We start from the raw sequence: 13,351 nt of genomic DNA, 5'->3' as shown, positions 1-13,351 counted from the left end.
GGACGGCAGCTCCACGCGAAAATCCGGAGGCTCGTCAAAATCTTCTTCCCGATTCCCGTTCGGGCGACTATAATTGCCGGCTTCCCGGACAGGTGGATGAGTGGTTTAAGTCGCACGCCTGGAAAGCGTGTTCAGGGTAATACCCTGACGCGGGTTCGAATCCCGCCCTGTCCGCCAGAATCATCGAAAAGGCCCTGCTCCCTCCTAGGGTCTTTTTTGCATCGGTCCCGTATGCCTTTCAGCCTGAGCAAGCACACCCTCCCGGAACTGGAGACGCTGCTTGCCGAGATCAAGCAGGAAATTGCAGCGCGCGAAAGCGCGGCCCAAGCGCCCGCCACGCCGCCTGCAGTCGAAGCCGTGACCGAGGCAGCCCCCTCCCCGACGGATGAAACGCCTCCGCAGCCGGAACAGGCCGCGGTGAGCGGAACCACGCCCGTGATCCGCTACGTGCATCCGGCCAGCCGCACGCTGACCTGGACCGGCGAAGGCCCGACGCCGGACTGGGTCACCGCCTACCTGGCGCACGGCGGTTCCTGGAGCGCGATGGAAAACGCCGCGGAAAAGCTCGCCGCCAGCCACCGGCCGGTGAGATCGCTGTTCCCGACGCGCAGCCAGTGACATAGATGGAGCGACACGCGCGGACCCGCTTGCGGAGCCGTCGTATCATTGCGCAGTCGCCCTCCACGGTTTCTCCATCGACTGCGCACATGGCCGTTCCGATTTCCCCCCCAGCAGCGCCTGCAAACCGCACATCGCCATTACAGGCCCTGGCGCCGCTTCTGCTGCTGTTCGGCCTGATGCTGCCGGTCACAGGCATGGTGCCGGTACTGTCCTCGTTCACCGCCCAGCGCTTCGACGGCCTGGGGCAGTTCGGCAGCCATTTCTTCATGTCGATCAACATGATCGGCGCCCTCATCGGCGCCCCGGTCGCCGGCCTGCTGTCCGACCGGCTGGGCAAACGCAAGAAGCTGGCGGTGGCCGCACTGATCCTGAACGGGCTCACGCTGCTCGGCATCGCCTTCGCCTACCGCCAGTTCGACAGCTACGCCCTGCTGCTCGGCCTCCGCCTGCTCGAAGGCTTCGCTCACATGTCGGCGCTGTCGCTGCTGATGGCGCTGGGTTCGGACCAGGTCGGACGCGGCGGACTGGGTGGCCGCATGGGCGCGATCGGCGCCTCGATCAGCCTGGGCGTGGCCACCGGCGCGCCGCTCGGCGGCGTGGTCGGCGGCATCGACCCGCTATGGGTGCCGCTGGGCGGCGGGCTGCTGTCGCTGGCGTTGGCGGCGGTCGGCGCCATCGGCCTGCACGACCCCACGACGGCGCGGCCACGCATGGCGATCGGCGAAATCCTCGATACGCTGCGCACCCGCCGCGCGCTCGCGGTACCGCTCGCCTTCTCCTTCGCCGACCGGCTGACCGTGGGCTTCATCGTCTCCACGCTGTCGCTCTACTTCGGCCTCACGCTGGGCTTCGACGCCCGCGCCATCGGCATGGCGATGGCCGCTTTCCTGATTCCCTTCTCGCTGCTGACCTGGCCTGCCGGCCACTTGTCGCGGCGCTGGGATCCGTTCTCGATGATGGTCGCCGGCAGCATCCTGTATGGCGTGTTCCTCGGCGCGCTGGCTTTCGTGCCCGCGGCCTGGATCGTCGGCACCATGGCCGCCGGCGGCGTGATCGCAGCGCTGATGTACGCCCCCTCGCTGGTGCTGGCCGCGCACTACGGCGGCGAAGACTGCCGCGCCAGCGCGCTGGCTGCGTTCAACATGGCTGGCTCGCTCGGCTTTGCCGCCGGGCCGCTGATCAGCAGCCTGCTGCTGGCCTTCTACGGCAGCTTCAGCGCCAGCCCGCATGCACCGGTGTTCGTCAGCATCGGCGCCATCGAGGTCGTGCTGGCGCTCGGCGTCTACGCCCTCCATCGCCGCGACACGCTCGGCACCCGCTCGTCCCTGGAGCCTCGATGAAGTTTTCCCGTCTCTGGCAGCCGCGCAACCCGGCGTTCTGGATGATGCTGGTGCTCAACGTCCTGTCGTCGATCCTGGCCTGGATCCTGCGCAGCTATCCGCTGGTGCCGCTGGCGATGGCCGTGGTCGCGGGTCTCGCGCTGATGAATGCCTGGCTCGGCCTGCGCCTGGCCATCGGCCTGATGCGCGAAGACAGCCCGTCGGGCGATCAGACGTCCGGCGCGAGATAGATCCGCTCGAGGTCCAGCGGCGAGCGCGCCTTGCCCGCAGGCGCCACCGGAAGCGGGCGCACCTCGGCTTCGCCGGCAGGCAGCGGCACCGCGGCCTCCATGCCCCAGTGCAGCACCTCGATGCGGCCGTCGTAGTGCTCGACGACGGCGCTGCAGGTATCGACCCAGTCGCCGCAGTTCAGGTAGCGCACCTTGCCGATACGGCGGTCCGACGCCGAATGGATGTGGCCGCAGATCACCCCGTCCACACCGCGCTGCTGCGCGGCATGCGCCACCGCATCCTCGAAGTCGAAGATGAAGCTGACCGCACGCTTGACCTTCTGTTTGGCATAACCCGCCAGCGACCAATAGCCGGGGATGTGCAGGAAGCGGCGCACGCGCGACAGCACGACGTTCAGGCGCACGAGCGTGTTGTAGGCCACGTCGCCCAGCACCGCGACCCAGCGGTGGTGGCGCGTGACCTGGTCGTATTCATCGCCGTGGATCAGCCAGTAGCGCCGGCCGTCGATGGTCTCGTGGACCCATTCGCGTTCGATGCGGATGTTGCCGAAGGCGGCGCCGACATACTCGCGCAGGATCTCATCGTGATTGCCGGGAATGAAGAACACCTTGCCGCCCTGGCGCGCGCGGCGCAGCACCTTCTGCACCACGGTGTTGTGCGCCGGCGCCCACTGCACGCTGCGGCTCATCGCCCAGAAGTCGATGATGTCGCCGAGCAGGTAGAGGTACTCCGACTCGTACTCTTTCAGGAAGGCACGCAGGCTCTCGGCCTGGCTTGCCCGAGTGCCGAGGTGGACATCGGAAATGAAGATCGTGCGAACGGCAGGCATCAGCTTTCCCCTCCCTGGATGCGTAACGAGACTCGACCGTCATGGGCAAGGGCCTTGCCCCGCCAGGCACTCCGGAGGGCTTCGGCGAAATGGTCGCAGACCCGCTCCCAGTCGATGCCTTCCGCGGTGCGCCGCGCCTCGCGGCCGATGTCGGCACGCAGCCCGTCCGCACAGGCCAGCTGGACGGCGCGCTGGATGAAGCCTTCCTCGTCGCCGCAGCACACGATCGCGCCGTTGTGCAGGTCGCGGATCACCTCGGCGGCTGCGGCATAGTCGTAAGCCACGGTGCACAGCCCGCTCGCCATGCCTTCGAGCGTGACGTTGCCGAAGGTCTCGGTCAGGCTGGGAAACAGGAACAGATCGGCCGATGCGTAGTGGGCTGCCAGATCCTCGCCATGCCGCATGCCGGCAAGCACCGCATGCGGACATTCGCGGGCGATGGCCTCGCGCATCGGCCCGTCGCCGACGACGACCATCCGCGCGTCCGGGCGATGCTCGCGGATGGCGGCGAAGGTGCGCAGGGTGAGCCCGAGGTTCTTCTCCGGCGCCAGCCGTCCGACGCTGACGACCGCGATGCCGCCCGGCGCCACCCCCCATTGCCGGCGCAGCGCCTCGCTGCGGCGTGCCGGAGAATACTGCACCGTATCCACCCCGCGCGAAATCACCTCGACCCGCTCGTAGCCCTGGGCGGCCAGCGCCCCCGCCAGTTCGGCGGTCGGCACGAAGGTGGCGGCCGTGCGGTTGTGGAAGCGGCGCAGGTAGGCGGCGACCGGCTGGCTCAGCCAGCCCACGCCGTAGTGCGCGCTGTAATGCTCGAAACGGGTATGGAAATCCGACGTGACCGGCAGGCGCAGCTTGCGCGCGGCCGATACCGCGGTCCAGCCGAGTGGCCCCTCGGTCGCCACGTGCACCAGGTCGGGCCGCTGCCGCGACCACGTGCGCACCAGGCTGGACTTGGCCGGCAGGCCGAACTTGAGTCCGTCGTAGCGCGGCAGCTTGATCCCGCGCGACAACACCTCTTCCAGCGCGCCGCCACGGCTGGCGACATCCCCGGTGGTCTGCTTCGGGCGGATGAGCTGGATGCCGTGCCCCCGCCGGATCAGGCCGTCGACCATGCGCTTGAGCGTCATCGCCACGCCGTTGACTTCCGGCGGCCAGGTCTCGGTCACCAGTGCGATACGCAGGCGTGAATCACGGCAGAGCTCTTCGGTCGTGAAGTCGATCACTTTCATGCGCCGCAGCATAGGCGGCGAAAGAGACGACTACGTTACGTCCTCATGTACAGGGCATGACAGGGCGGCCTCGGCCGCGCCATGATCCGCTTCGCTTCAGCGGACAGTACCTCTCAGTGCTGCCAGCACCACCGTATCGCGGGCATAGATGTCGGGCCGGAACTGCATCCGCCCGTCGTCGTCCAGAGCCGCGGTGGCGTAGTGCAGCAACACCGGAAGCTTGCGCCTCACCGTCACCGTGCGCGTCTTGCCGGTGGCCAGTGCCTCCTCCAGCGCCTCCGGGCTCCAGCGCTGCGCATCGTCCAGCAGCAAGGTCGCCAGTTCGAGCGGCTTCTCGACCCGTACGCAGCCCGAGCTGAGCGCGCGCGTGTCGCGCCTGAACAGCGCACGCGTATTGGTGTCGTGCAGATAGATCAGATAGGGATTGGCAAGCGCGAACTTGATGCGGCCGAGCGAACCGTCCGCGCCCGGATTCTGCTCCACCAGATACGGGAAACCGTGCCTGCGCGCGGCCTCCCAGTCGATCTGCTGCGCATCGAGCTCTTCCCCGGCGTGATCCACCACCCGCATGCGGCGCTTGGCGAGATAGTCCGGATCGCGGATCACGCCGGGGATCAGGTCTTCGCGCAGGATCGTCGGCGGCACCACCCACTTCGGGTTCAGCACCAGGTACTGCACGCTGTCGAGCAGCGCAGGCGTCTCGCGCGCGGGCTTGCCGATGATCACCCGCGACGACCAGGCAAGCTGCCCGCCGCGCTGGAGACGGGCCTGGTAGCCGGTCAGGTCCACCAGCAGATGGTCGCCCTGCATGTCCTGCGCCACCCAGCGCAGCCGTTCGAGATTGACGCGGACCTGCGCCACGCGCTGCGCCGGCCCCAGGTTGAGCGCCTCCACCGTCTGGCGGCCGATCGCCGCGTCCGGCGCCAGGCCGGCGCGCTGCTGGAAGCGCTTCACCGCCTCGGCCAGCGCCGGGTCGAACAGCGCGGCGTCCGCACTCCAGGCCAGCTCGGTCTCGCCTTCGGCCACCAGGCGCGTGCGGACCTCGACCACGCGCGCACCGCGTTCGCCCGGACGCAGCGTCGGTCCTGCCGACACTTTCGGCCAGTCGCCCGTTTCGGCTGCGATGCTGCGGTATTGCTTCAAGGCAAGCTGCAGTTGCCGGTACAGCTCGAAGTCCGGCGCCTGCGCCAGCACCGCCGCCGCCAGTCCGGACCGCTCCGCTGCCTGCCCGCTTCCCGGCACGTCGCCGCCGTCCGGCATGTCGAGCAAGCGCGCAAGGCGTCCGGCCTGCTCCCCGGGCGCCGCCGGCCGGGAGAAATTCCAGTCCCGATACAGGCGGCGCGGATCGACCTTGCCGTGGCGCAACTGCTGCACCAGGCGTGCAAGCGTGTCGGTGAACAGCAGCTCGCGCTCCGCCACGCCGTCGGGCGACAGTTCCTGCTGCGGCCGCAGCGCTTCGGTGCGCAGCGTGTCCGGAGCAAAATCCGCCGGATCGAGGCCGTGCTCGTCGAGCGCCTCCACCGCCTCGACCAGCCCCTGCAGCAGTTCCGGCCGTGTCCATGCGGGCAGGAAGCCACGCTGGCGGTAGAACAGCACGGTGACATCGTCGGCCGCGCGCATCGACACCGCCAGACGGTTTTCGATCAGGCCCGGCAGATCTACGACGGCCTCGGGCACCACTTCGCCATCGGCGCTGCCCTCCACCACCGTTTCGTCCACCGGCCCGGTGCCGAGTGCCAGCGCCGGCTGCGGACAGGTCATAGCCAATGCCAATGCCGTGCCGGCGGAGGCGAATGATTTGCGCCAATCGATCAGGAGTTCGGGTAGCATGCCGCCTTCGAGTCTGTCTGTGTCGGTAAAAGAATATCCATGGTCTCGACTTCCCGCCATCATGCCTGCGCGCATCGCCGCCTGTTCCTGAAAGGGCTCTCCACGCTGCCGCTGGCCTTGCCCTTCGCCTCCGCCCATGCCGCCACGGACCGCCATCTGGCTTTCCGCCACACGCACACCGACGAACGGCTCGACACCCTGTACCGCAACCGCAATGGCTACGTCGAACCCGCAATGCGGAGCCTGAACCGGCTGTTCCGCGATTTCCGCACCGGCGAAGTCGCCCGCATCGACCCCCGACTCTACGACATCCTCCACGCGCTGAGTGTGACCTGCGGCGGGGGCACCTTCGAAATCATCTCGGGCTACCGCTCGCCCAAGACCAACAAGATGCTGCGCCGCACCGGCGGCGGTGGCGTCGCCAAGCGCAGCCTGCACATGGACGGCAAGGCCGTCGACATCCGCTTGGTCGGCTGCGACACCGCACGCCTGCGCGACGCGGCCCTGGCGCTGGGCGCGGGCGGCGTGGGTTATTACCCGGATTCGGACTTCGTCCATATCGACACCGGGCCGGTGCGCAGTTGGGGACCGAAAACCGCCTGACCCCGTGGCCGAGCCCGAGCGGACGGGCAAGGAGCCGGCCCGGAACCCGAACACTCCCGGGCATTCAGCCCAGCAGCACCAGCCCCCACACCGCAGCAACGTTGATCAGGGCGATCATGACCGCCGCGCTGCCGACGTCCTTGGCGCGCTTGGACAGCGGATGATGCTCCAGTGAAATCCGGTCGACCGCGGCCTCGACGGCGGAGTTCACCAGCTCCACGATCAGCACCAGCAGCACGCTGCCGATCATCAGCACGCGCTCGACCGCGTTTTCCCCCAGCCACAGCGCCAGCGGGATCAGCAGCAGCGTCAGCAGCGCCTCCTGGCGAAAGGCATCCTCGTGGCGCCAGGCTGCACCCAGCCCATCCAGTGAATAGTGAAAGGCGTTCCAGACCCTGCGCAGGCCGGTCTTGCCTTTGAACGGGCTTTCCATCGATCGCTTCCGGATTGAAATGGTGGTTTGAAGAGCGCGCGATCATTACACAAAAAACGTGGGAAAAACGTTCAGGCGGGATCGAGGCGCAACACCCGCCCATCGCTTTCGTCCAGCAGCCACAGATGTCCGTCCGGCCCCTGGCGCACGTCGCGGATGCGCCGGCCGATGTCCAGGCGCTCCTCATGCACGACCTTGCCGTCCTCCAGCACCAGGCGCGCCAGCAACTGGAACTTCAGCGCGCCGACGAACACGTTTCCCTTCCACTGCGGAAACACGTCGCCGGTGTAGAACGCCATGCCCGAGGGCGCGATCGACGGCGTCCATTGCTTGATCGGCGGCTCGATATCGGCACGTTCCGTGCCTTCGCCGATACGGGTGCCGACCACGTATTCGCGGCCGTAGGTGATCACCGGCCAGCCGTAGTTGCGCCCCGGCAACACCCGGTTCAGTTCGTCGCCGCCCTGCGGACCGTGCTCGTGCGCCCACAGTTCGCCGGTCAGCGGATGGAGCGCCGCGCCCTGCACGTTGCGGTGGCCCCAGGACCAGATCTCGGGCTGCGCCTTCGATGCGCCTTCCGCCTGCCGTACGAACGGATTGTCGCCGGGCACGCCGCCATCCAGGTCGATGCGCACGATCTTGCCCAGATGGCTGTCCAGCACCTGTGCGCGGTCGCGCGAATGGAAGCGGTCGCCGAGCGTGACGAACAGCCGGCCTTCGCGGTCGAACACCAGCCGCGAACCCCAGTGGTGGTTGCCCGAAGGGTCTTCGTTCTGGGCAAAGATCACTTTCACCTCATCCAGCTTCAGCGCCTCGGCATCCAGCCGTGCCCGCGCGACGGCGGTGCGCGCACCGGCAGCGGTCGGCTGCGCGAACGAAAACACGATCGTCCGGTCTGTTGCAAAGTTCGGGCTCAGCGCCACGTCCAGCAGGCCGCCCTGCCCACGCGCATGCACTTCGGGCACGCCCGCCAGCGGCGCCGAAACCGTACCATCCTTGCCCACCAGCCGCATGCGGCCGGGCCGCTCGGTCAGCAGCAGGCGGCCGTCGGGCAGGAAGGCCATGGACCACGGCGTATCCAGGCCGCGCGCCACCTCGACCGGCTTCACCTGGCCGGACTCGGTGTTCAGTACGGCATCGGCCGCAAGCGACGGCCCGCAGACGAACACACCGGCGGCAAGCACCGTTGCCGACACCAGACCACGAAATCCTTTCACTTTCCTCATTCCTTCAGCCTCCCTCGTTTCATTCGACACCAACCCGCACCATTCCATCCGACTGCCCATGACTTCATCCGTTCGCACGACTTTCCGCCTCGCCTTCGTCGCCGCACTCATCGCCGTGCTCTATCTCGCCCTGATGCCGGCGCCCGACATCGTGCAGATCGTGTCCTGGCAGGACAAGATCGAGCATGCGGCCTTGTTCGCCGCACTCGCGCTGCTGGCGGTGGCGGGCTGGCCGGATCATCCGCTGCGCATCGCCATCGGCCTGCTGCTCTACGGCGCGGCGATGGAGCTCGCCCAGGGCCAGACCGGCTACCGGACCGCCGATCCATGGGACTGGGTCGCCGACGCCATCGGCCTGCTCGTGCTGATCCCGGTCGTGCTGTCCAGGCGCCGAGCCGCCGGGCAGGCCTGAATGGATTCCGCAACAGCCTGCCGCTCGTCAGCACACCAGCCTGTTGCTATCATCGCGGCCTTTCCAATCAAGCGTTTGCGTGCCGAACGCCGCCGAGCCGTGCCATGAATCCCAGCCATACCCCCGCTCGCCACACCCTCGAACTCCTCGCCCCGGCCAAGACCGCCGATTTCGGCATCGAGGCCATCAACCACGGCGCGGACGCGGTGTACATCGGCGGCCCGGCTTTCGGTGCCCGCTCGGCGGCCGACAACAGCGTCGAGGACATCGCCCGCCTGGCGGCACATGCCCATCGCTACCATGCCGAAGTCTTCGTCGCCACCAACACCATTCTGTTCGACCATGAACTGGAGCCGGCGCGCAAGCTGATCCGGCAGCTGTACGACGCCGGCGTGGACGCGCTGATCGTGCAGGACATGGGCCTGCTCGAACTCGACCTGCCGCCGATCCAGCTCCACGCTAGCACCCAGACCGACATCCGCGACGCCAGCAAGGCGCGCTTCCTGCAGGACGTCGGCTTCTCGCAGATCGTGCTGGCGCGCGAGCTGTCGCTGGCCGAAGTGCGCAGGATCGCCGACGCCACCTCCTGTCAGCTCGAATACTTCGTGCACGGCGCGCTGTGCGTGGCCTTCTCCGGCCAGTGCTACATCAGCCACGCCCACACCGGCCGCAGCGCCAACCGCGGCGAATGCTCGCAGGCCTGTAGACTGCCCTACGACCTCAAGGACAAGGACGGCAACACCATCGCCAGCCAGCGCCACATGCTGTCGATGAAGGACAACAACCAGAGCGCCAACCTGCGCGCGCTGGCGGCGGCCGGCATCAGCTCGTTCAAGATCGAAGGCCGCTACAAGGATCTGTCCTACGTCAAGAACATCACCGCCCATTACCGCACGCTGCTCGACGACATCATCGAGCATCCCGAGGCCGATGGCCCGGTCTACCGACGCGCGTCCAGCGGCCGTACCACCTTCCTGTTCACGCCGCAGGCGGACAAGACCTTCAACCGCGGCTACACCGACTACTTCGCCAACGAGCGCCGGCACGGCATCGAGGCCTTCGAGTCGCCCAAGTTCGTCGGCGAACCGATCGGCCGGGTGACGAAGATCGACACCAAGGGCCGCAGGTTCTTCGACGTCGAACGCAGCGCGCCGATCCACAACGCCGACGGCCTGAGCTGGTACGGCCCGAAGGGCGAACTCGCCGGCCTGCGGGTCAACCGTTCTGAGCCCGATGGCGGCGGCGAAGGCATCGACCGCATCTTCCCGGCCGACGCGCTGCCGCCCGAACTGGTGCCCGGCACTTCGGTGTTCCGCAACCACGACCACGAATTCGAGCGCGCGCTGGAGAAGAAATCCGCCGAGCGCCGCATCCGCGTCGATGCGCATTTTGCCGCGACCACGGACGGCTTTGCGCTGACGTTCACCGACGAGGACGGCATCCACGCCAGCGCCACGCTCGCCGCCGCCTTCGAGCCGGCGCAGAACGCCGAGCGCGCCCGAACGACACTGCGCGAGCACATCGGCAAGCTCGGCAACACCCTGTTCGTGCTCGACACGCTGACGCTCGGCCTGCCGGCGCTGCCCTTCCTGCCCGCCGGCCAGCTCAACGCGCTGCGCCGCGATGCCGTCGAGCGGCTGGAAGCCGCCCGCCTTGCCGCCCATCCACGCCCGCCGCGCGCCGCGCCGGTCGAACCGCCGGTGCCCTATCCGCAGGACGCGCTGAGTTATCTCGCCAACGTGCTCAACGACAGGGCGCGCGCCTTCTACGCCCGCCACGGCGTCAAGCTCATCGACGCCGCGTTCGAGGAGAACCAGCGTACCGACGAGGTCTCGCTGATGATCACCAAGCACTGCCTGCGCTACAGCTTCAACCTGTGCCCCAAGGAAGTGAAAGGCATCCGCCCCGAGCCGATGCAACTGGTCAATGGCAACGAGACGCTGACGCTGCGCTTCGACTGCAAGCGCTGCGAAATGCACGTCGTCGGTGCGATGAAGCCGCACATCGCAAAAATGCGCGACAGCGTGGTGGCGCAGAAGGTCAGCTTTTTCCCGAACAAGCCTGCGGCCGAGAAGGAGCACCTCCACTCGCCGCACCATTGAGTCCGCCGTCGAATACTTTGCGGCGTAAGCAGAAGCAGTGAATGGCTCGGGCCACCCCATCCTGCATATACTGCGTCCAAGCACTACACAACCGAGCCGCCGATGTCCTCCCTGCTTCCGCTCGACACCCTTCCTGGCCGTCTCGGCCAGGCCGATGGCGCGCTCGTCGTCATCGCGCTGTGCGCGGAGTGGTGCGGCACCTGCCGCGAATTCCGGCCGGTACTGGAGCACGTCGCCGCAGCCCATCCCGAGATCCTGACGGCGTGGGCGGACATCGAGGACGATGCCGACATCGTCGGCGACATCGACCTCGACAGCTTTCCCACGCTGGCCATCTTCAGGCACGGCGAAGCCCTGCATTTCGGCCCCTCGCTGCCGCTGGAAGCGGTGCTCGCCCGCCTGATCGAGAGCATCGCGCTCGACGGCAGGCCGCAACGGGTTCCCAGCGAAGTCGCCGCGCTGGGGCGCTGGCTGGCGGGCTGACACCCACTCCCCCAAGCTCACAGGACAGGTCGGGCCGCGCAGGTGGAGCGCGAGCGAAACCCATCAGACAACGGCCCGCTCAAGGGCCGTGCCGATCGGCCTTCAGTGCCCCAGGAAGCGCCGCAGCCGTCCCATTTCGCCCTGCACCGTCGGCAGCGTCGCCCGCAGCACCGCGGATTCGTCGGCCAGCGTCCGGTCGTCCGCGCCGCTGACCTGTATCGCGGTGAAGCTGCCGCTGCCAAAAGGCAGCACCAGCTTGTAATCCTCGCCCAGGAAGGCCAGGCGGTCCCAGTCGCCGGCCAGCAGCACGCGGTTCGGCTGCGGATCGAACAGGCTGTGGCCGATGGCGTAGTCCGACGGCGGATTGGTGACGCCGAGCAGCGGCAGGATCGTCGGCAGCAGGTCGGCATGGCTGGTGCGGGCATCGATCTGCCGAGGCTCCCGGCCCGGCACCCACAGCAGCAGCGGCACGCGCACCTGTTCATCGACGAAGGTCGAGTTGTGCCCCCAGCGCCCCTTCTCCATGAACTCCTCGCCATGGTCGCCGGTGATGACCACCAGCGTGTCCTCGAGCAGGCCGCGGCGTTCGAGGTGCGCCATCAGCTTGCCGAGCTGGCTATCGAGGTGGTGGACCGCGTTGATGTAGCGCTTGTGGATGCCGCTAATCTTGTCCCGCAGTTCCATGTCGGCATAGCTGAAATCTTCGAGATAGCCCGGCTCGATCACCGATTCGGGCGGGAAGTTGTAGTTGGCGTGCGGCGACTCGAAGAACAGGAAGGTCATGAACGGCCGCGAGGGATCGCGCTGATCGACGAACTCGATCAGGCGGTCGACGTTGCGGCGGTCGCGCATCCAGGTTTCGCCTTCCGAATCCTCCACCATCTGCTCGCGCGGCACGTCGACGAACACGGTCTTGTCGAACTCCGGGTAGGTGAAGCGCGCGCTGGTGAACAGCTTGATCTGGTAGTCCTGATTCTGCAGCACCTGGATCAGCGGACTGCCGATGCGCGCGTCCAGTACCGGGAACCACAGGTTCGCCGGCAGGCTGTAGAACTGGCTGAAGACGCCGATGCGGGTGCCGTTGCCGCCGGAGAAATGATGGGTGAAGTGCTGCGCCCGCTCGGCCAGCGCATGGGTCTGCGGCATCACGCGCGGATCGAGCGTGTCCGCCCGCCACGACTCGGCGACCAGCCAGACGACGTTCAGCGGCCTGGCCGGCGGCTCGACGCGCAGCCGCGCCTGCGGATAGCGCAGGCTGCCGTCGAGCTTGGCGGTCGCCAGCTTGAGCCGCTGCGGACGCTCCCAGCCGAACTGCTTCTCGAACAGGCTGCGCATCGTCAGCGGCTGGTAGAAAGGCACGCGCTGGGCGTTTTCCAGCAGCGGCGTGTAGCCGTAGAAATGGCTCACCGCATAACCCAGGCGCTCACCGACGGTGACGACGAGGAACAGCGGCAGCACCCATGCCAGCCGCGGCGCCGGCACGGAGCCCCGCGCCAGCACGCGCGCGGCGAGGAAGACCAGGATCTGCAGGACGAGGAAGCCGGCGGCCAGCAGCGCGAAATCGCGCTCGGTCGAAGCCGACGAACCCAGCGCGGCGATGCCCCCCGGCGTGGTCAGGATGTTCCAGACGAAGCCGTTGAGGTGGAAGCCGTACAGCGTCCACAGCATGTGATCGCCGAACAGCGCGATCTGCACCACGCCGGCCAGCGCCACCGCCAGCACCGCCGCCAGCCGGGGGGCGAAACGGCCCGCGACATGGACGATGAGCCATACCGGCGCCACGAACAGCAAGGCGTAGCTGCCGACCAGCGCAAGCTGATAGGCCAGCAGCCCGGACGGCGCGGCGAAATCGAAGAAGCGGCCCAGGTGCAGGGCAAAGACGATCCAGGTGAGGAGCCAGTACAGGGCGCGCTGGCGGCGGTCGGAGACGAACACGATGAGCTTTTTCCTCAGGGCGAAAGCATGGACGGAAAAACAGGCGCGTCAGATTACCCGAGCGGATGTCGGGA

The 13,351-nt window shown here is 67.7% G+C and carries 13 protein-coding genes and 1 tRNA gene; 8 read left to right on the top strand and 6 right to left on the bottom strand.

Translation table 11 applies throughout. The annotated features are described in order from the left end of the window. The first annotated feature begins 86 nt into the window (after nt 1-86). The 4 genes from NX068_RS03810 to NX068_RS03795 all read left to right on the top strand — a co-directional run bounded on the left by NX068_RS03810 (nt 87) and on the right by NX068_RS03795 (nt 2,191). A tRNA-Ser gene (locus tag NX068_RS03810) sits at nt 87-177 on the top strand. 54 nt (nt 178-231) lie between these two features. After that, entirely contained in the window at nt 232-618 is a 387-nt protein-coding gene (locus NX068_RS03805; RefSeq protein ID WP_263459958.1) for an H-NS histone family protein, read from the top strand. A gap of 89 nt (nt 619-707) precedes the next feature. After that, complete coding sequence (locus NX068_RS03800) at nt 708-1,961, top strand: MFS transporter (protein ID WP_327084800.1); 1,254 nt, start codon at nt 708-710, stop codon at nt 1,959-1,961. Next, nucleotides 1,958-2,191, top strand: coding sequence for a hypothetical protein (locus tag NX068_RS03795; RefSeq protein WP_263459956.1), 234 nt, complete (start codon nt 1,958-1,960; stop codon nt 2,189-2,191). The genes NX068_RS03800 and NX068_RS03795 overlap by 4 nt, the downstream gene beginning before the upstream one ends. On the opposite strand, the gene NX068_RS03790 is transcribed toward NX068_RS03795, so the two are convergent. The 3 genes from NX068_RS03790 to NX068_RS03780 all read right to left on the bottom strand — a co-directional run bounded on the left by NX068_RS03790 (nt 2,170) and on the right by NX068_RS03780 (nt 6,083). Beyond that, complete coding sequence (locus tag NX068_RS03790) at nt 2,170-3,021, bottom strand: UDP-2,3-diacylglucosamine diphosphatase (RefSeq protein WP_263459955.1); 852 nt, start codon at nt 3,019-3,021, stop codon at nt 2,170-2,172. The genes NX068_RS03795 and NX068_RS03790 overlap by 22 nt on opposite strands. Beyond that, nucleotides 3,021-4,253, bottom strand: a complete 1,233-nt coding sequence (locus tag NX068_RS03785) for a glycosyltransferase family 4 protein (protein ID WP_263459954.1) — start codon at nt 4,251-4,253, stop codon at nt 3,021-3,023. Before NX068_RS03785 ends, NX068_RS03790 begins: the two co-directional genes overlap by 1 nt. A 96-nt stretch (nt 4,254-4,349) precedes the next feature. Further along, nucleotides 4,350-6,083, bottom strand: coding sequence for a L,D-transpeptidase family protein (locus NX068_RS03780; RefSeq protein ID WP_263459953.1), 1,734 nt, complete (start codon nt 6,081-6,083; stop codon nt 4,350-4,352). Nucleotides 6,084-6,122: 39 nt separating this feature from the next. Between NX068_RS03780 and mepK the strand changes: the two genes are divergently transcribed. Then, a complete protein-coding gene (gene mepK, locus NX068_RS03775) occupies nt 6,123-6,686 on the top strand; it encodes a peptidoglycan L,D-endopeptidase MepK (RefSeq protein WP_263459952.1) in 564 nt (187 codons plus the stop codon). A 64-nt stretch (nt 6,687-6,750) separates the two neighbouring features. Here the strand turns inward: mepK and NX068_RS03770 are convergent, their stop codons facing one another. Together NX068_RS03770 and NX068_RS03765 are read right to left on the bottom strand one after the other, a co-directional pair. Next, nucleotides 6,751-7,119: a diacylglycerol kinase gene (locus tag NX068_RS03770; RefSeq protein ID WP_263459951.1), complete on the bottom strand. Its 369-nt coding sequence runs from the start codon at nt 7,117-7,119 to the stop codon at nt 6,751-6,753. A gap of 71 nt (nt 7,120-7,190) precedes the next feature. Then, nucleotides 7,191-8,345 (bottom strand): PQQ-dependent sugar dehydrogenase, encoded by a 1,155-nt coding sequence (locus tag NX068_RS03765; protein ID WP_442806680.1) that lies wholly within the window; start codon nt 8,343-8,345, stop codon nt 7,191-7,193. Nucleotides 8,346-8,403: 58 nt separating this feature from the next. Here NX068_RS03765 and NX068_RS03760 point away from each other — a divergent pair, with 58 nt between their 5' ends. The 3 genes from NX068_RS03760 to NX068_RS03750 all read left to right on the top strand — a co-directional run bounded on the left by NX068_RS03760 (nt 8,404) and on the right by NX068_RS03750 (nt 11,342). After that, nucleotides 8,404-8,757, top strand: coding sequence for a VanZ family protein (locus tag NX068_RS03760; protein WP_263459950.1), 354 nt, complete (start codon nt 8,404-8,406; stop codon nt 8,755-8,757). Between the two features lie 104 nt (nt 8,758-8,861). Continuing rightward, nucleotides 8,862-10,859, top strand: a complete 1,998-nt coding sequence (locus tag NX068_RS03755; RefSeq protein WP_263459949.1) for a peptidase U32 family protein — start codon at nt 8,862-8,864, stop codon at nt 10,857-10,859. Between the two features lie 102 nt (nt 10,860-10,961). After that, nucleotides 10,962-11,342 (top strand): thioredoxin family protein, encoded by a 381-nt coding sequence (locus NX068_RS03750; RefSeq protein ID WP_263459948.1) that lies wholly within the window; start codon nt 10,962-10,964, stop codon nt 11,340-11,342. A 102-nt stretch (nt 11,343-11,444) separates the two neighbouring features. Here NX068_RS03750 and NX068_RS03745 read toward each other — a convergent pair whose 3' ends face one another. Beyond that, nucleotides 11,445-13,277, bottom strand: coding sequence for a sulfatase-like hydrolase/transferase (locus NX068_RS03745; RefSeq protein ID WP_263459947.1), 1,833 nt, complete (start codon nt 13,275-13,277; stop codon nt 11,445-11,447). Nucleotides 13,278-13,351: the final 74 nt, after the last annotated feature.

The organism is Thauera carbonicopians (genome assembly GCF_025699485.1).
Taxonomy (GTDB): Bacteria; Pseudomonadota; Gammaproteobacteria; order Burkholderiales; family Rhodocyclaceae; genus Thauera.
The sequence above is the reverse complement of the archived record's forward strand: the minus strand, read 5'-3'. Positions and strand labels throughout refer to the sequence as shown.